This is a genomic window from Pseudarthrobacter polychromogenes, from assembly GCF_014644495.1.
In the GTDB taxonomy this organism is placed as follows: Bacteria; Actinomycetota; Actinomycetes; order Actinomycetales; family Micrococcaceae; genus Arthrobacter; species Arthrobacter polychromogenes.
Window position 1 is genome coordinate 171,479 of the sequence record NZ_BMKU01000003.1, and the last position, 16,350, is coordinate 187,828.

Consider the following 16,350-nt stretch of genomic DNA (forward strand, 5'->3'; position numbering starts at 1 on the left):
AGCAGGCCATTTTCTTCGGCGTCGGGGTTGCGGGGCGGATACGGTAGATACATGACGTCTACCATCGCCACCGAGACCGTAAGGCCGGAACGCAATATCCCAGCAGAAATCGCCCGTTCCTGGCTTCTGGTCAATGCCATGAAGACAGAGCTGTTCGATCAGTCCGCGGTGTCGCGTGCTGACTCGATCATCCTGGATATTGAAGATGCCGTGGACCCGTCGCAGAAGGACCACGCACGGAACAACGTGGTTGACTGGCTGACCGCCGGCGGCAAGGCGTGGGTCCGCATTAACGATGCCACCAGCCGTTTCTGGGCTGATGACCTGGCAGGCCTCCGCGGCATGCCGGGGCTCCTGGGTGTCATGCTGGCCAAGACCGAGTCCGCCGACCAGGTGACGGAGAGCTTCCACCGGATGGACGGCAAGACGCCGGTCATCCCGCTGGTGGAGTCCGCGCTGGGCATCGAGGAAGCAAACAACATCGCCAAGGCACAGGGCGCCTTCCGCCTGGCGTTCGGTTCCGGCGACTTCCGCCGCGACACGGGCATGGCAGCCACGCCCGAGGCCATGGCCTACCCCCGCGCCAAGCTCGTCGTCGCCAGCCGCGTGGGCAACCTTCCCGGCCCCATCGACGGGCCCACTGTGGGCACCAACCACCCCATCCTGCGAGAGCAGACGGGCATCACCGTGATGATGGGCATGACCGGCAAGCTCTGCCTGGCCATCGACCAGACCCCTGTGATCAACGAGGTCATCAGCCCCACGCCCTCGGACGTCGCCTGGGCCACGGACTTCATGGCGGACTTCGAGGCCAACGGCCGCGTTATCCGTGACGGCTCCGACCTGCCCCGCCTGGGCCGCGCCGAAAAGATCATGAAGCTCGCGGTAGCCTTTGGGGTGCAGCCGGCGCTGTAGTCCACCGCTTTCACTTCAGGAGACCCCGTGACCGATACCCGTTATCTGGTCCACGGGGTCTTTTGGCCTGCGCCTCCGGAGGCGGCAGCGGGCGGAAGTGCCGGCCCGAGCCCGTACCTCCGCCTCCAGGCGCCGGACGGCACCTTCCGCGAGGTAACGCTCGACGCCGGGACGCGCCTGGGCTTCCGGCTCGCCGGCGAGGGGAAGCACTGCCTCGGCCACCATGTGGTGCACGGCCCCGCCCACCGGGACCACGTCCTCTGCGCCAGGCGGGCCTCCGCAGTCCGCGGACACCAGTGCGAGCGGTGCTTCGTGGTGGACGACTCCCGGCTCATCCACGACTTCCACCGGGGCGGCCGGGTCCCGCCCGGGCTGCGCAGCTACCTGATGCAGCCCCACTGGCTCTACGTCGCCACCTTCGCCAACGGTGCCAGCAAGGTGGGCACGGCCGCGGAACTCCGCAAATGGCAACGCCTCGCGGAGCAGGGAGCCGTGGCGGCGGGCTATGTTGCCCACGCCGCAGACGGCCGCGTGGTGCGGATCCTCGAGGACCTGGTCACGCGCGAGGCGGGGCTTCCGCAGCAGGTCCGGTCCGCAGCCAAGGCTGCGGCGCTGGCTTCCCCGGCCCCGGCAGGCTGGCTCAGAGGCCATAACGCGGCCCTCGCCGCTTCCGCCCGCGGAGTAGTCTCGCGGTCCGGCGCTGAAGGATTCCAAGTGGTGGAGGAGGCCTGGAGCAGGCCGGACCTGGCCGGCCTGCTGTGCTCCGCGAGCCGCCGGCACTTGTATCCGCACGCCCTCGCGGCCGGCTCCCACGGCTTCACCATAACTTCACTGTGCGGCAGCTTCGCCCTGGCGACCATCGATGGCACCGGGCTGGAGTTCGTGGTGGATCTCGGCCAGCTCAAGGGCCGGAGCATCGAACTGGGCCAGTTCACTTCCGAGGTGCCTGCCGTCCAGGAGGCGCTGTTCTGAGCCTGCGTCCCGGCGACCAGCCTGCAGCTGCCCGTGCGGCCCCCGGTAGACTGGCAGGGTGCTGAACGAATTCTGGGCCACCGCGCCAACCCGCTACAAAGTCCTGGTTTTCAGTGCGATGGGCCTGATCGCCGTCGGAATTATCCTCAACCTGGTAGGCAACACCAGCGGCAACTCAGGACTCGCCACTGCGTCCCTTCCGGTAATCGGCCTGGGCCTGGTCCTGCACATCGCCGGGATTGTGGTCCGCGGCCAGGCGATCAGGAAAGGCTACAAGCGCTAGGCGGCGTTACGGCGGACGTGGCTGCGGGCGTGTTCCACCGCGTCCCCGAGGTGCTCGAAGAGGTGCTTGTGGTGCCGCAGGGACCGGATCACTCCCACGTTCGTCACCAGCTGCAGGTGGTCCGGCCGGACACCCTTGAGTAATACGGTGATGCCCCGGAGCTCAAGCGCGGAGACCACCTCCACCAGTGCATGCGCGCCCGTGGCGTCGAGCATCCGCAGCTGGGAAAGCCTGATGATGGCCACCTGGACGTCCTTAACCTGGCTGATCTCCTGCAGGATCCGTTCGGCGGCGCCGAAGAACATGGCCCCGTCCAGCCGGAGGACGGCTATGTGCTCGTCACCCTCGGAAGGCGGTCCGGGGATCTGCTCCCGCTGCACGCTGCTCAGCGAGGCGAACGTGCGCAGGGCAAAGAGGGCCGCCGCCGCGAGCCCTATCTGGATGGCAATGATCAGGTCGAACGCCACCGTGATGATCGCCGTCAGGATGAAGACGGCGGCGTCGGACCTGGTGGAGCGGAGGATCGCCGCGACGGTCCGCCGGGACACCATCCGCACCGCAGTGACCATCAGGACCCCGCCGAGGGCTGCCAGCGGAATCCGGCTGACCATGCCTGAGGCGAGGTAGACAATCGCCAGCAGCACCACGGCGTGGACAGCGGCAGCCAGGCGGGTTTTTGCACCGGACCTGACGTTCACGGCTGTCCGTGCGATGGCCCCGGTGGCAGGCATGCCGCCGAAGAGGCCCGCAGCGATTGACGCCAGGCCCTGGCCTGTCAGCTCCCGGTCCGGGCTGTACGGTCCACTCGGTCTGCCGTCCGGCCCGGTCATTCCTGCCGCAACCCGGGCAGACAGCAACGACTCGATGGACGCAAGGCAGGCGATCGCCACCGCGGGCATGGCCAGGCTGCCCAGCAGATCCAGGTCAAAGGCGGGAACCGCCGGAGCGGGCAGGGAATGCGGCAGGGGGCCGATCCTGGGGATGTCCAGCCGGAACAGCTCGGCGGCCGCCGTGGCGAGGAGCACCGCGATCAGGCTGGCCGGCAGTGCCCTGAGCAGCTTTTGCACCAGGACCATTACGACGGCGACTCCCGCCACGACCGCGAGTGTCAGCAGGGCTGTCGGAAGAGTTGCGGCGGACGCCGCTTCAACGGCGGCGACAAGGGTGTTGTGTCCCGGGACGCCGGACGTTCCGGTGGCGAGCGGAACCTGTTGCAGGAAGATAATGGCGGCGATCCCCAGGGTGAAGCCTTCCACCACGGGCCATGGGATGAAGGCGACCGCCCGGCCCAGGCCGCTGAATCCCAGGACACAGACCAGCAGCCCCGCCATCAGTGACAACGGGGCCACGCTGCCGGCGCCGTGGACTGCCACCACGGGCGCCAGCACCACAACCATGGCACCGGTGGGGCCGGAGACCTGGACGGGTGATCCGCCCATCACGGCTGCCACCAGACCGGCGACGATCGCAGTGATGAGCCCGGCCTCCGCACCCACTCCCGAGCTGACGCCGAACGCGAGGGCCAGCGGCAGGGCCACAATGCCCACCGTGATGCCGGCCAGCAGGTCGGTCCGCCACGATGTTCCAAGTCCCGCGTAATCCAGTTTCGAGGGCAGGAATCGGTTGGGGCGCCGCCTGGCGGTGCTGACGCCCGGGTTCACGAGGCGGCCCCGCCGGCCAGGTGTTCTGCAGGCAGCTGCTGCGCCAGCCGGAGCTGTTCGTTTGAATCGGCAAGGGTGTCCAGGAGGAACGTCCGCGCGATGGCAAGCAGCTGGGAAATCCCGGGGTGCGCCAGCCGGTAGGTCACGGCATTGGCGGTACGCACAGAGGTCACCACCTTGTGCTTGCGCAACGTGGCCAGGTGCTGGGAGAGGTGCGAGGCTTCAAGCCCGGTCTCCGCCAGGAGGTAGCTCACTGCTGCGGTTTCCTGTGGCGCCGCCGCCAGCAGCTCAAGGATGCGGATCCTTGCAGGATGCGCCAGCCCCTTGAAGAGGTTGGCCTTGATCTCGTACAGCGGAGCCTGGGCGGAAGGCAGCATGGGAAGCTCCTCAACGTGACAGTGACGTGTGGACTTAGTCAGGGTGAATCAAAGCACTGTGAATTGATGGATTGATAAATTCATCATATCAGTGCTAAGCAAGCCCCCTGCCGGGTGCGCAACGATAGGCTTGAGGCCATGACTATCTATCCGGACCTGCAGGGCCGAAGCTACCCTGCCGCAGAGGTGTACGACGTTGGCCGTGAGAAGATCCGCGAGTTCGCCCGCGCCGTGAAAGCCACCCACCCCGCACACTTCGACGTCGACGCCGCCAAGGCCCTGGGCCACGGCGACCTGGTGGCTCCGCCCACCTTCGCCATCATCATTGCCCAGCGTGCCGACGCCCAGCTCATCGAGGATCCGGAAGCCGGCATCGACTTCTCCCGCGTGGTCCACGCAGACCAGCGCTTCATCCACCACCGGCCGATTTTCGCCGGAGACCGCCTCGTCGCGGAGCTCCACGTGGACGGCGTCCGGGCCATGGGCGGTGGTGCGATGATCACCACCCGGTCGGAAATCTTCGCCCTCGGCGCGGATGACTCCCGCGAACCCGTCACCACCACGTCGTCGTCCATCCTGGTCCGCGGAGAGGGACAGTAACCATGAGCCTCAGCATCCACGAACTCAGCGCCGGCCAGGAGATCGGCAGCCGCACCATCGAGGTCACGCGCACCGACCTGGTCAAGTACGCCGGCGCCTCCGGCGACTTCAACCCCATCCACTGGAACGAGGCCTTTGCCACAAGTGTGGAACTGCCGGGCGTCATCGCCCACGGCATGTTCACCATGGGCTCCTCCGTCCAGCTGGTGACCGACTGGGCAGGCGACCCGGCCGCCGTCGTCGACTTCCAGACCAGGTTCACCAAGCCCGTCCTGGTCACCGACACCACGGGCACGTCCGCCGCCGGCGCCACCATCGAGGTCAGCGGCATCATTGGAAAGCTCGACGCCGAGGCGAACACCGCTCGGGTGGACCTCACCGTCACGGCCGCCGGCCAGAAGGTCCTGATGAAGGCCCAGGCGGTCGTCAAACTGGCATAGCCCGGGGAGCCGGGAACACTTTCCCGATAGGGTGGACAGGTGACTTCCACCCTGCTCTCCCAGCTGACCACGGCCGCCGTCGGGGGCCCTGCCCACAAGTTCATCAAGGCCGGTACCGAAGCTGAGATCATCGACGCCGTCCGGGCGGCGGATGCCGCGGGGGAGCAGCTGCTGATCATCGCCGGCGGCTCCAACCTGCTGATTTCCGACGACGGGTTCCCCGGAACCGTGGTCCAGGTCGCCTCGCAGGGGTTCACCGTCAACGCGGAGGACTCCTGCGGCGGCGTGGCCGTGGTGGTGCAGGCCGGGCACAACTGGGACAAGCTGGTGGAGCACGCGGTCCGCCACGCCTGGTCCGGCGTGGAGGCCCTGGCCGGGATTCCAGGATCAACGGGTGCGACGCCGGTGCAGAACGTGGGTGCCTACGGTGCCGACGTTTCCCAGACCATCGCGGCAGTGCGCACGTGGGACCGGGAGCGGAACGCAGTAAAAACCTTCACGAACTCGGAGCTGAAGTTCGGCTACCGGGACTCCATCCTCAAGCAGACCACCGTCAACGGCTCACCCCGGTACGTGGTGCTGACCGTGGAGTTCCAGCTGCCCCTGGGGCGGATGAGTGCGCCGATCCGTTACGCGGAACTCGCCCGTGCCCTTGGCGTCGAGGTGGGCAAGCGCGCGTACTCGAACGATGTGCGCCGCGAGGTGCTCCGGCTGCGCGCCTCCAAGGGCATGGTGTGGGACCCGCAGGACCGGGACACGTACTCCACGGGATCCTTCTTCACCAACCCCATCGTTCCGGCCGAGGTGGCTGCGGCCCTGCCGGAGGGCGCACCCCGCTACCCTGCCGGCCAGGACGGGCTGGTGAAGCTGTCCGCCGCCTGGCTGATCGACCAGGCCGGCTTTGCCAAGGGTTTCGGGCTGGAACTAGGCAGCGTCAGCGGCGGGCGGGCCTCCCTGTCCACCAAGCACACACTCGCCATCACCAACCGCGGCTCAGCCACCGCACAGGACGTGGTGGCCGTGGCACGCGAGGTGCGTGCCGGCGTCGAACAGCGCTTTGGCATCCAACTGCACCCGGAACCGCTGCTTATCGGCCTGGAGCTGTAGCACCGGCAAAATCGCCCGCCATGCCCGGGGCCTTGGCGCGGACCACAGCCGCCTGGCCCAGCAGGGCGGACGACCAGCCGGCGAGCACCAGGTAGATCCCCGTGAAAAGCCATACCAGCTGGCCGGGCAACAGCGGGTTTGCGAGGCCTGACAGGATGCAGGCCGCCAGTCCGCCGATAGCGACGGCGAGGGACAGGACCCAGAGGACCTTTGCCGCGGGAGGGTGGTGCCGCCAGTCCCGGTACAGCTTCACTCCCTGGCGGCTGACGCTGATGCCCGGGAAAAGCACCGCATAGCCGCCGCCGAGGCTCAGGACGAGCGAGGGGAGCAGCAGCAGGGGATCGGACCGGCCATCTCCGAGGAAGGTGGAGAACTGGAGCAGCCCCAGGCCGGATCCTGCCAGGACGCAGACCGTGCCGCCGGCCATCCACCACCTCGTTTTAAGCGCGAGCAACTGCCACAAACTCCCCAAAGTCATGGTTCTACCCTAGCGGTCTATGACCGGCGGGCAGTGACGCGCCCTAAGATAGGGCCATGGCTGCTGGCATGGGCCGTCCCGACGGCAGGATCGTAGGCAGGCTGAGGCTTGCCTCCCAAAGGCTTGCGGGTGGAACGGACGGCGTCGGATCGGTTGCGGAATCTGTGCGCTGGATGACGGCGATGCAGGCCCAGGACCTGCAGGCCGCCATGTGGGCCGTGGGCGTGCGGGTGCCGGGATGCGGCCTCAGCGACGTCCGGTCCGCCCTGGACACCGGTGCCGTGGTCCGGTCGTGGCCCATGCGCGGCACGCTGCATCTCGTAGCCCCCGAGGACCTGCGCTGGATGCTGGACCTCACGGCTGAACGGCTCACCAAAAGCATCGCGGCCCGCCACCGGGAGCTGGGCATCACGTGGGCAGACGTTGAGAAGTGCCGGGATATTGCGCTGGAGCACATTGCCGCCGGCGGTCCCGTGAGCCGTGCCGGACTGTTCCAGGTGTTCGACGCCGCCGGGCAGCCGACGCAGGGACAGCGGGGCATCCACCTCCTGGGGACGCTGTGCCGGCACGCGTGGCTGGTGCAGGGGCCGCTGGCCAAAAACCAACAGCTGCTGGTGGCCTTCGATGACTGGATTCCGGTGTCGCGGAACCTGGAGCGGCAGGAGGCCCTGGCGGAGTTCGCGCTGCGGTACTTCCGCAGCCACGGACCGGCAACCCTGGCGGATTTCGCGTGGTGGACCCAGCTCCCGCTGACGGAGGTGCGGGCCGCGTTCGAACCAGTCCGCGGGCTCCTTGTGGAACGCAGGTTCGGGGACGCCGTGCACTGGATGTCGCCCGGGACCGCCGCCCTGCTGGATGCCGGGGTTCCGGGAGCCCGGTCCGTCCTGCTGCTGCCCGGGTTTGATGAGTTCCTGCTGGGATACAAGGACCGGACAGCCGTCCTGCCCCCGGAGCACTTTGACAGGATCGTGCCCGGCGGGAACGGCGTTTTCAAAAAGACCCTGGTGGCCGGGGGAGAGGTAATCGGCACCTGGGGCCGAGAAGGCACCAGCCGGGATGCCGCCGTCGTGCCTGAAGTCTTTGACGACACCCGCCCCCTCGGCCCCGCCACGCAGGCCGCCTTCGCCCGGGCAGCCAAGCGCTACCTCAGCTTCCTGGACCGCTGACAGGGACGCTCTCTCACTTAATGCCGGTTTTTCACGATCGCTCTTTCACTTTCACTGCTCAAGTGAAAGAGCGTCTCGGTTTAATCCGCATTAAATGAGAGAGCGTCCGGGCCAACAGGAACGGCCCTGCCCCGCACGAACGGTGCTGGGCAGGACCGTTCATGCGGGGCAGGGCCGCGGAAGCGCTGCCGAAACGGGTTACAGGTTCCCGGTGGCGATGTTGAGCATGCGGCGCAGCGGCTCGGCAGCGCCCCAAAGGAGCTGGTCGCCCACGGTGAAGGCGCTGATGTACTCCGGACCCATCTCCATCTTGCGGATGCGGCCCACGGGGATGTCCAGCGTGCCGGAGGCCGCCACCGGGGTCAGGTCCGCCATGGAGGCTTCCTTGGTGTTGGGAACCACCTTGGCCCACTGGTTGTCCTCGGCCAGGAGCTTCTCGATCTCGGCGACCGGGAGGTCCTCGCGCAGCTTGAGCGTCAGAGCCTGGGAGTGGGACCGCATGGCACCGATGCGGACGCAGAGACCGTCCATGACCACGTGGTTCTCCTCGGAGGTCCCCAGGATCTTGTTGGTTTCGACGCCGGCCTTCCATTCCTCCTTCGACTGCCCGTTGCCCAGGTCCGCGTCGATCCAGGGGATCAGCGATCCGGCCAGCGGAACGCCGAACTGGGTGGCGTCGATGCCGGTGCGCTGGTGGGCCAGGACCTTGCGGTCGATGTCCAGGATGGCCGACGCCGGATCGTCCAGTTCCGTGCTGACCTCGGCGTTGAGCGTGCCGAACTGGCTGAGCAGCTCGCGCATGTGTCGTGCCCCGCCGCCGGAGGCCGCCTGGTAGGTCATGGAGGTGCCCCACTCCACGAGGTTGTTCTTGAACAGGCCGCCGAGGCCCATGAGCATGCAGGAGACGGTGCAGTTGCCGCCGATGAAGTCCTTGGTCCCGTTGACCAGGCCCTTGTCAATGACGTCCCTGTTGATGGGGTCCAGCACGATGATGGAATCGTCGTTCATGCGCAGGGTGGAGGCGGCATCGATCCAGAGGCCGTCCCAGCCGCGGCTGCGGAGCCCGGTGTGCACGCGCTTGGTGTAGTCCCCGCCCTGGGCGGTGACGATAATGGGCAGCTTCGCCAGGGTATCGACGTCGAACGCGTCCTCGAGCTTGCCGGCGCTGCCTCCTGCTGTTCCAGCGAAAGACGGCGCGGCACCTCCCGCGTTGGAGGTGGAGAAGAACACCGGGTTGATGTTGGCGAAGTCGCCCTCATCCTGCATGCGCTGCATGAGGACGGAACCGACCATGCCGCGCCATCCGACCAGGCCGACGGAAGGGGTAGCTGCTGTAGTCATTCGTCCAGTTTAGACTTCCGTTCCGGCAGCGCGCAGTCGGTTACGTCACTGCCGGCTGGACTACCTTCTCCGCACCTTTGGCCACAGACCCGTGGTCATTGGGACACATGGCCTGCACCCGGTTCGGGGGCGCCCCGCTGTTGACGCACCTGGGCGGCACGGTGCTCGTCACGGGCCAGCCCAAAGGTGTACCAGCCGCCCAGCCCCGCCAAGGCAGCAAGGATGAGTGCCGCCCAAAACGGCGGCTCACCCTGCGCCAAGGGCATGAGCAGGATCACCCAGGAGGCAAGGAACAAAAGCCCCAAAACGGCAGTAAGGATTCCCATGCCCCACCAGGACCTCACCTGGACCTGTCCCCGGCCGGGCGAAAAGCCGATTTCGTCGCTGGGGTAACTGTGCAGCTCACCGGTATCCGTTTTTCTTAGGACGCGTTTTTCGCCCCGGGCGATGGCTGCCTTGTGTTCGGCATACACGTCGTCGTTGCGGCGTTCGCGGTCACGGTCGAATGTCATGTCAGTCCTGACGGATGGTGCGGATCTGGGCAAGGAGCGCGGCATCATCGAGCCCCGTGGTTTCGGAGATGTCTTCCTGCCCGCGGTTGGAGGTGCCGACGGTCCACGATCCCTCACCCTTCTTTACATAGAGGGTTTGGCCGGTGGCGTCCTCGCGGCGGCGCAACGTGGCGCCGCCCTGGGGGTTCTCGCGCAGGTGCTGCTTGATGACCATCAAGTTGGCTTCGGCGGCGCTAACATCGGGGCGCTGGGCCATGGCCCACCATGTGAAATAAGCGCGGGGCTGGAAGAGCAGCTGGATGTCCGGGCTTTCGACTCCGATGACGCTGTCACCACCCTCCGCGGTGAGCAACGAAATTTCCATCCGGCGGGTGGCGGACGAGAGCGCCGTGGCGACGGCGGCGGTGGGACCTGCTACGGCGAGCTTCCCGTCGGGCTCGGCTGTTGCGAGGCCACGGGCCACGAGCGATGAGGCACCGGCGCTGATCATGTCGGTGTTGTCCAGGTAGCTGTCAACCCGCAGTGCCTCGGCGCTCAATGCGGAGGCATCCCCGCGGCGGAGGCTGGCAAGGGTGGCAATTTCAGCAAAGCCAAAACCAATCGCGTCCGGTACGGCTGTTGTTTCCGTTGGAATTTCAGTCATCGTCAATGCCTCTCGTTGTGTACTCAGAACCCAAAGAAGTCACCGACCTTGTCGGCCGCCTCGCTGGCGCCTTCCCAGGCTGCCTCGGCGCCGTCGGCGATGGATCCTCCGATGGCGTTCACTGTTTCCTTGACGACCGGAACATTGTCGTAAATGGCCAGGGCGCCGGAGGCCACCATGGCTGCCGTCCCCACCGGAGGCGGCGCGAAACTTGCCACGCCCAGTCCTGCCTTAATGCCGGAGTAAACGGCACCTCCAGCGTCCCCTTCGCTGATGTTGTTGACCGTGTCCAGCAGGTCAAGGCCAACGCCAACTCCTCCGAGGACTTTGCCACCCACCTCAAAGAACGTGGCGGCCTTGCCGCCCTCGACAAGGTTCAGGGCTGTATCCCACCTGCCATCAAATAATTCCGAGGACGTGTTGAAGTACTGGCTCAGGATGTTCGAATCCTGGAATGCCCTGGCTACCTCGCGGAAGTCTTTGGAGAAGAATTCGCCGATGGAGTCCGCTTTGCCGATGAAAGCGCCAAGATCGAACAGGCCGGCCCGGAGGTTGGGCAAGGCCTTGGTCAGGTTGTAGATGTCCCAGCCGTCACGGAACGGGGAGTCCGGGTCCGCGAGCCAGTCCGGTCCCCACGGATTAGCTGCTCCCGGGCGGCCTGTGCCCTGGCCGCCGACGCTGCCCGGCACGCCCGTGCCGGGTCCGCCCGTTCCCGGCACGCCGGTCCCGCCGGGCCCAGCGGTGCTGCTGGCCTTGTCCTGTTCCTCGGCATTGGTGAGTAGAAGCTTTGATTCCTGCTTCAGGCGCGCCGCAGTCTTCTGCAGGAGTGCCCGGTGGCTGCCGTTCCAGTCCGAACGGAAGTGCTCGGCGTCCTGGCCCTTCCAGGCCGGGGTGTTGTTGATCTGGCCGCTCAGCTGCGTGGACTGCTGCAGCAGCAGGTCAGCCGTCTTGCTGAACTGCCGTGCCAGCGTGCGCAGCTGGTCAACATCGGCGCCCCACAAATTTCCTGCCACCAGGCATCCCCCAATCTTTTGAACAGCGGTCCCTGACGCTGCAGGCCCAGCCTAGTAACAAACCCGGGACGGGCGCGATGGGGTGGTCTCCCCATGCGCAGGCGCTACGTCCGATCGGAGTCCTCCAGCACGGCGGCCTTGCGTGCACGCAGCGCGAAGAAGGCGCCGAACGCGAAGACCTGCGTGACCACCACCAGCACGATGGCTCCTGCGATCTTGTTGCCGCCCAGGATCATGGTGAGCCCAACAATTGCGGAAAGGAGGGCCAGGAGCGGGAGCAGCATGTAGCCCAGCACAAAGAGGGTTTCCGGTTTCTTCAACATTCCTAGCCCTCAGTCCTTGACCATTTGGTGAATCTGTAGCGCGTGCCGTTCTCTGCCGTCAGCCAGCCGTCCGGAGGGACGGAGGCGGCCGCCTCCCAACTGGTGCCAAGCTCGGGGGCGAATGTGTCGCCGTCGGCCTCCACGTCGATGGTGGTAACCACCGCGACGTTGGCCAGCTCCGTTGACTGGCGGAAAATCTCGCCGCCGCCGAGGATCCAGACAGTGTCGCCGCCGTCCACGAACTGCGATTCCAGCAGGGCGTCGTCCAGGGAAGGAACCACGACGGCGCCCTCCGCCTCAGGCGTATCGGCCCAGCTTTTCTGGCGGGTAATGACGATATTGGTGCGTCCGGGGAGAGGACGGTACTTGTCCGGGAAGGACAGCCAAGTCTTCCGGCCCATGATGACCGGGTGCCCTGTGGTCAGCCGGGTGAAGTGCCTGAGGTCTTCGGGAAGGTGCCAGGGCATGTCCCCGTCCTTGCCGATAACGCCGTCCGGGGTCTGCGCCCAAATGAGGCCCACCCCGGTGATCGAGGCGGCAAGTTCTTCGGTGAAGGACTGTGGATCCGTGGAGTTTTCGGTGCTCATACTGCGATCGGCGCCTTGATGGTGGGGTGGTGCTTGTAACCCACCACGTCGAAGTCTTCCAGCGTGTAGTCGAAGATTGACTCGGGTTTCCGGGTGATCCTCAGCTGCGGGTACTCGTAGGGCTCGCGCTCCAGCTGCTTGAGGACCTGGTCCATGTGGTTTTCGTAGATGTGGACGTCCCCGCCGGTCCAGATGAACTCACCGGGCTCCAGCCCCACCTGCTGGGCCACCATGCAGGTGAGCAGTGCGTAGGAGGCAATGTTGAACGGCACGCCCAGGAACATGTCCGCGGAACGCTGGTACAGCTGGCAGGACAGCTTGCCGTCCGCCACGTAGAACTGGAAGAAGGCGTGGCACGGGGGCAGTGCCATGTCCTGCAGTTCGGAGACATTCCAGGCGGACACCACGTGCCGGCGTGAGTCCGGGTTGGACTTGAGGTTCTCGATCAGCTCCGCGATCTGGTCGATGTGGCCGCCATCCGGGGTGGGCCAGCTGCGCCACTGGACGCCGTAGACCGGCCCGAGGTCGCCGTCGGCGTCGGCCCATTCGTTCCAGATAGTGACGCCCTGGTCCTGCATCCACTTCACGTTGGTCTCACCGCGCAGGAACCACAGGAGCTCCACGGCCACGGACTTGAAGTGGACCCGCTTGGTGGTGATCAGCGGGAAACCCTTGGCCAGGTCAAAGCGGATCTGGCGTCCGAAAACGCTGGTGGTTCCGGTGCCCGTGCGGTCCGATTTGTGCGTGCCGGAGGCCAGGACATCGCGCAGGAGGTCTTCATAAGGCGTTGGGATGCTCACGGCTCAAGTCTACTGGGACATCACCGGGTGGCTGCTGCGTGTCCGCCTTACGTTGCGTCCCTTCCCAGCTTGCCGCGCAACACATCCAGCAGGACTTCGTCGCTCAGGTGGGCTGCCCGGCCGGCTGCGATGTAATGGTCGACGGCGGCCTGCACCGGGGCAGGGACGGGCACCGTCCCGCGGCCGCCCGGCCTTCCGGCGGCTGGTGCGGCAACGACTGTCCCGCCCCGCCGCCGGGAATCCACGAGCCCGGCAGCCTCCAGTTCCTTGTAGGCCCGGGCAACGGTGCCCGCTGCGATGCCAAGGTCGGCCGCGAGGCTGCGGACAGTAGGCAGGCGGCTCCCTGGGGCGAGCGCACCCAACGCGATCAGGGAGCTGATTTGCGAGCGTATTTGTTCGTAGGGAGGTGTTGGGGAGCGCAGGTCCACGGTGATCCCGGCACTCATGTGGCCGGTTCCTTCGCAGGGGTGCGGCCGGAGGCGGGGGTGCGGGCGAAGCTGCGCACGGGAATCACGGCAATGACGATCCCCGCGGTGCTCAACAGCACGCCGGTGAAGGGGGCCGCGTCCCAGGCCCAGGCCCAGGAGGCAGGTTCCAGGTCGAGTCCCCGCCGTATGTCCGGCCCCGCTGACAGCAGCAGCACGCCGGCCTGCACCGTGAAACAGGCCGCGAGCGTCCGGACCACCCTATGCACGGTGATGGCGCGGAGCGCGGCGTCCATCCCGGGGACCGACGTCGGAATGCTCTCCCGGCCTTTCGCGGCCGCCAGGGGGACAACTGCGAGGAGCACCACGGCAGCGCACGTCCACAAGGTGGGAGCCCACGTCGGCAGGATGCCAAGTTCCGGTTGGACGGAGGCAGTCACGACGACGGCTGCGGCCAGTACGGTGAGTGCTGCGATGCCGGTGGTGAGCAGGGCCGGGCTGACCGGCTGCCGCGGCCATCCCCGCGGCGCTTCGGGGGTTCCGTAGTTGCGCTGGATCAGCAGTTCCCCTGCGGCCGTGACCAGCAGGACGGGCGCGGCCGCCATCGCCACCACAAGGGCGGGATGCCCCGTCACGGCCCCCGGAATGATCACCGCCACCAGGACCGGGACAAAAGCGGCAAGCCCGAGGGCTGCGCCTAGGGACATGCATAGCCGGGCGGCGGGGTGGGAGGCCGCTGCCCGCTCACGGGGTTCCAGCCCGCCGCCGTCTGCCTGGACGGCTGGGAGCTTGGGCGGCGCCCACCACCACATGGCCAGCAGGATTGCGAGGTTTACCGCCCCGGCCGCGTTGATCCATCCGCCGGCAACAAGGGAAGGATCGGGCCGTGCTGCGTGGTTGCCCGCGATTGCAGCCAGGCCCGAGGCTATGGTGGCCACGGTCCGCAGCAACCTGTTCATGGCAATGGTCCTGAGGAGGTTGTTCTCCCCGGTGTCCAGCGCCTCAAGCCGGCGGCGCCGCGTGATCAGCACCAGCACCAGCCAGGTTCCCACCGCCAGGACAAGGAGGGCAGGGCCGAGGTAGGAAGCCAGTTCGATGCCGGGGACTCGGCCGTCGCCGCCATACGTCACATAGGTGTGGACGGGGTCGGGGCGGGAGCTGTAGGGGACCGGACTGTAGCCGGGAAGCGTCGCCATCCAGCCGATCTGCAGGGCGGTCCCTGCAAACACCGCAAGGACGGTCCAGGCGAGTGGCCGGGGCAGGAAGTCGCGGACCCGCCGCACTTCCAGGTCCGCCTGGCGCCGCGGGAGCCGGGGGCCGGGATAACTCAGCTGGCCGATGGCGTGCACGGCCAGGCACCCGAGAACCGGCCAGGCCAGGGCGGGCACGATCGCTGCGCTGCTGATGAGTGGCTGGGAGTCCGGATTAACGTGCAGGATGCCGGCGTTTCCGGCCGGTTGGAGGGAGCTGGCCAGCCACCCCATGATCCCCACCCAGAATGCGTGCTGGGAGGCAGTGGCCGCGGAACCGCTGCCCGGTCCCCAGATGACCCACCGAAGCAGGAGGTAGCTGCCGGCCGCCAGCAGGAAGGGCCACACCACGGCCATGGGCGGAACATTGGTGAAAAGGGCTGCATCGGTTATCGGCACGTCATCCCCCAGAATTGTGCATCAATGTACTAAGTTTTTGATACAAAGCGCCGGGGGTCAAGCGCAAACGGCAGGGCCGCTCCTAGTCGTCAAACGGCTTGAACTGCTCCACCGCCACGATCCGCCGCTTACCGCCGGGAGCCACATGGCACACCACCAGTTCGCCGGGGGACAGGTAGGGTTCCTTCCCCGGCAGGAGTGCCCTCAGGTGCGGCGGCATGTGCTCCGCGAGCTGCCCGAACACGGTGGGCAGTGCCGGGCGGTGCGTGCAGACCGCCACCGCACGCTGCTTGTCGAACAGGGCTTCAATGACGGCGGCCGTCTTCTTCGGGCTGCGGGAGTGCCGGTGCTCGGTCAGCGCCTCCGCGAGCTTCACCTTGGCACCAACCACCCTGGCGTAAGGTGCGACGGTTGCGGCGCACCGCAGCCAGGGGCTGGTCACCACCCGAAGCGGCTTCCAGGCGTGTAGGAGCCGGCTCACCGCCTGCGCCTGCCGTGTCCCCGTGGCGGCCAGCGGACGCTCGCCTTCGGCCTTGCTCCAGGAGGAGCGCGGCTTTGCCTTGGCATGGCGGAGCACCAGGAGCGGCCACGTGTCCAGGTGCCCGCGCCCGTGGGCTTCCTGCAGGTACTGCAGCGGCACGACGTCGGAGGGGTTGGACAGCAGCGAAGCGGCCTTTTCGGGGGCGCACCACATGATGCTGTCCACCTCCTTGCCGTCGGGAAGGAGCCTTGCCCCGTTGGCCTTGACGGCCCAGTAATAGACCACTTTGAGGCCGGAGGCCACGTGGTAGTGGATGGGCGGCAGCGGAATGCCCAGTTGGGCGGTGAGCCCGATTTCCTCCTGGACCTCCCTGACCGCGCACTCGGGGATTGTTTCGCCGTCGTCGATCTTGCCCTTGGGCCAGGACCAGTCGTCGTAGCGCGGCCGGTGGATCAGCAGGACCTCAAGCTTGTCCCTGACCACGCGCCACGGCACGGCGCCGGCAGCCGTAACGGCTACTGGTTCCCCCGGATGGTCTGTCTGGTCTGCTACGAGTGCATCGCTCGACAAAACAGGA

The 16,350-nt window shown here is 67.0% G+C and carries 20 protein-coding genes; 7 read left to right on the forward strand and 13 right to left on the reverse strand.

Translation table 11 applies throughout. The features are described from left to right. The first annotated feature begins 51 nt into the window (after window positions 1-51). The 3 genes from IEX43_RS06345 to IEX43_RS06355 are packed head-to-tail and all read left to right on the forward strand — an operon-like array spanning window position 52 to window position 2,170. Window positions 52-915, forward strand: coding sequence for an HpcH/HpaI aldolase/citrate lyase family protein (locus IEX43_RS06345; protein WP_188809574.1), 864 nt, complete (start codon window positions 52-54; stop codon window positions 913-915). Between the two features lie 27 nt (window positions 916-942). Then, window positions 943-1,887 (forward strand): DUF2797 domain-containing protein, encoded by a 945-nt coding sequence (locus tag IEX43_RS06350; protein WP_188809575.1) that lies wholly within the window; start codon window positions 943-945, stop codon window positions 1,885-1,887. Between the two features lie 58 nt (window positions 1,888-1,945). Continuing rightward, entirely contained in the window at window positions 1,946-2,170 is a 225-nt protein-coding gene (locus IEX43_RS06355) for a DUF3188 domain-containing protein (protein ID WP_174176805.1), read from the forward strand. On the opposite strand, the gene IEX43_RS06360 is transcribed toward IEX43_RS06355, so the two are convergent. Beyond that, on the reverse strand, window positions 2,167-3,831 hold the full coding sequence (locus tag IEX43_RS06360; protein ID WP_188809576.1) for a SulP family inorganic anion transporter: 1,665 nt from the start codon (window positions 3,829-3,831) through the stop codon (window positions 2,167-2,169). The genes IEX43_RS06355 and IEX43_RS06360 overlap by 4 nt on opposite strands. After that, a complete protein-coding gene (locus IEX43_RS06365) occupies window positions 3,828-4,208 on the reverse strand; it encodes an ArsR/SmtB family transcription factor (RefSeq protein ID WP_104184371.1) in 381 nt (126 codons plus the stop codon). Before IEX43_RS06365 ends, IEX43_RS06360 begins: the two co-directional genes overlap by 4 nt. A 138-nt stretch (window positions 4,209-4,346) precedes the next feature. Between IEX43_RS06365 and IEX43_RS06370 the strand changes: the two genes are divergently transcribed. From IEX43_RS06370 to IEX43_RS06380, 3 genes are read left to right on the forward strand one after another with little or no spacing between them, the layout of a single operon-like run. Further along, window positions 4,347-4,808, forward strand: coding sequence for an FAS1-like dehydratase domain-containing protein (locus tag IEX43_RS06370; RefSeq protein WP_188809577.1), 462 nt, complete (start codon window positions 4,347-4,349; stop codon window positions 4,806-4,808). A gap of 2 nt (window positions 4,809-4,810) precedes the next feature. Next, window positions 4,811-5,248 carry a MaoC family dehydratase gene (locus IEX43_RS06375; RefSeq protein ID WP_188809578.1) on the forward strand — a complete coding sequence of 146 codons (438 nt, stop codon included), beginning with the start codon at window positions 4,811-4,813 and terminating at the stop codon, window positions 5,246-5,248. Between the two features lie 39 nt (window positions 5,249-5,287). Next, window positions 5,288-6,355, forward strand: coding sequence for a UDP-N-acetylmuramate dehydrogenase (locus IEX43_RS06380; protein WP_188809579.1), 1,068 nt, complete (start codon window positions 5,288-5,290; stop codon window positions 6,353-6,355). Here the strand turns inward: IEX43_RS06380 and IEX43_RS06385 are convergent. Continuing rightward, window positions 6,336-6,833, reverse strand: coding sequence for a hypothetical protein (locus IEX43_RS06385; RefSeq protein WP_188809580.1), 498 nt, complete (start codon window positions 6,831-6,833; stop codon window positions 6,336-6,338). The two genes, IEX43_RS06380 and IEX43_RS06385, sit on opposite strands and share 20 nt — an antisense overlap. 56 nt (window positions 6,834-6,889) lie before the next feature. Here IEX43_RS06385 and IEX43_RS06390 point away from each other — a divergent pair, with 56 nt between their 5' ends. Then, a complete protein-coding gene (locus IEX43_RS06390; protein ID WP_188809581.1) occupies window positions 6,890-7,999 on the forward strand; it encodes a winged helix DNA-binding domain-containing protein in 1,110 nt (369 codons plus the stop codon). A gap of 198 nt (window positions 8,000-8,197) precedes the next feature. Here IEX43_RS06390 and asd read toward each other — a convergent pair whose 3' ends face one another. The 10 genes from asd to IEX43_RS06440 all read right to left on the reverse strand — a co-directional run bounded on the left by asd (window position 8,198) and on the right by IEX43_RS06440 (window position 16,343). Then, window positions 8,198-9,340: an aspartate-semialdehyde dehydrogenase gene (gene asd, locus IEX43_RS06395; RefSeq protein ID WP_188809582.1), complete on the reverse strand. Its 1,143-nt coding sequence runs from the start codon at window positions 9,338-9,340 to the stop codon at window positions 8,198-8,200. Window positions 9,341-9,435: 95 nt separating this feature from the next. Then, window positions 9,436-9,852, reverse strand: coding sequence for a hypothetical protein (locus IEX43_RS06400; protein ID WP_188809583.1), 417 nt, complete (start codon window positions 9,850-9,852; stop codon window positions 9,436-9,438). Window position 9,853: 1 nt separating this feature from the next. After that, window positions 9,854-10,495 carry a hypothetical protein gene (locus IEX43_RS06405; RefSeq protein WP_188809584.1) on the reverse strand — a complete coding sequence of 214 codons (642 nt, stop codon included), beginning with the start codon at window positions 10,493-10,495 and terminating at the stop codon, window positions 9,854-9,856. Window positions 10,496-10,518: 23 nt separating this feature from the next. After that, a complete protein-coding gene (locus IEX43_RS06410) occupies window positions 10,519-11,508 on the reverse strand; it encodes a WXG100 family type VII secretion target (protein WP_229666340.1) in 990 nt (329 codons plus the stop codon). Between the two features lie 104 nt (window positions 11,509-11,612). After that, window positions 11,613-11,831, reverse strand: coding sequence for an NF038396 family protein (locus IEX43_RS06415; RefSeq protein ID WP_188809585.1), 219 nt, complete (start codon window positions 11,829-11,831; stop codon window positions 11,613-11,615). Between the two features lie 2 nt (window positions 11,832-11,833). Beyond that, entirely contained in the window at window positions 11,834-12,418 is a 585-nt protein-coding gene (locus IEX43_RS06420; RefSeq protein WP_188809586.1) for a dihydrofolate reductase, read from the reverse strand. Further along, window positions 12,415-13,218: a thymidylate synthase gene (locus IEX43_RS06425; RefSeq protein WP_188809587.1), complete on the reverse strand. Its 804-nt coding sequence runs from the start codon at window positions 13,216-13,218 to the stop codon at window positions 12,415-12,417. Before IEX43_RS06425 ends, IEX43_RS06420 begins: the two co-directional genes overlap by 4 nt. Window positions 13,219-13,265: 47 nt before the next feature. Further along, window positions 13,266-13,664, reverse strand: a complete 399-nt coding sequence (locus tag IEX43_RS06430) for a GntR family transcriptional regulator (RefSeq protein WP_188809588.1) — start codon at window positions 13,662-13,664, stop codon at window positions 13,266-13,268. Further along, window positions 13,661-15,292 (reverse strand): hypothetical protein, encoded by a 1,632-nt coding sequence (locus tag IEX43_RS06435; RefSeq protein ID WP_229666341.1) that lies wholly within the window; start codon window positions 15,290-15,292, stop codon window positions 13,661-13,663. The genes IEX43_RS06430 and IEX43_RS06435 overlap by 4 nt, the downstream gene beginning before the upstream one ends. A gap of 82 nt (window positions 15,293-15,374) precedes the next feature. Further along, complete coding sequence (locus IEX43_RS06440) at window positions 15,375-16,343, reverse strand: NUDIX hydrolase (RefSeq protein ID WP_188809589.1); 969 nt, start codon at window positions 16,341-16,343, stop codon at window positions 15,375-15,377. Window positions 16,344-16,350: the final 7 nt, after the last annotated feature.

What these genes read in the sequence shown, in the direction of transcription:
- IEX43_RS06420 (WP_188809586.1), bottom strand. Translation starts at nt 12,418, where the DNA reads ATGAGCACCGAAAACTCCACGGATCCACAGTCCTTCACCGAAGAACTT.
- IEX43_RS06430 (WP_188809588.1), bottom strand. Translation starts at nt 13,664, where the DNA reads ATGAGTGCCGGGATCACCGTGGACCTGCGCTCCCCAACACCTCCCTAC.
- IEX43_RS06405 (WP_188809584.1), bottom strand. Translation starts at nt 10,495, where the DNA reads ATGACTGAAATTCCAACGGAAACAACAGCCGTACCGGACGCGATTGGT.
- IEX43_RS06390 (WP_188809581.1), top strand. Translation starts at nt 6,890, where the DNA reads ATGGCTGCTGGCATGGGCCGTCCCGACGGCAGGATCGTAGGCAGGCTG.
- IEX43_RS06385 (WP_188809580.1), bottom strand. Translation starts at nt 6,833, where the DNA reads ATGACTTTGGGGAGTTTGTGGCAGTTGCTCGCGCTTAAAACGAGGTGG.
- IEX43_RS06400 (WP_188809583.1), bottom strand. Translation starts at nt 9,852, where the DNA reads ATGACATTCGACCGTGACCGCGAACGCCGCAACGACGACGTGTATGCC.
- IEX43_RS06415 (WP_188809585.1), bottom strand. Translation starts at nt 11,831, where the DNA reads ATGTTGAAGAAACCGGAAACCCTCTTTGTGCTGGGCTACATGCTGCTC.
- asd (WP_188809582.1), bottom strand. Translation starts at nt 9,340, where the DNA reads ATGACTACAGCAGCTACCCCTTCCGTCGGCCTGGTCGGATGGCGCGGC.
- IEX43_RS06345 (WP_188809574.1), top strand. Translation starts at nt 52, where the DNA reads ATGACGTCTACCATCGCCACCGAGACCGTAAGGCCGGAACGCAATATC.
- IEX43_RS06365 (WP_104184371.1), bottom strand. Translation starts at nt 4,208, where the DNA reads ATGCTGCCTTCCGCCCAGGCTCCGCTGTACGAGATCAAGGCCAACCTC.
- IEX43_RS06375 (WP_188809578.1), top strand. Translation starts at nt 4,811, where the DNA reads ATGAGCCTCAGCATCCACGAACTCAGCGCCGGCCAGGAGATCGGCAGC.
- IEX43_RS06370 (WP_188809577.1), top strand. Translation starts at nt 4,347, where the DNA reads ATGACTATCTATCCGGACCTGCAGGGCCGAAGCTACCCTGCCGCAGAG.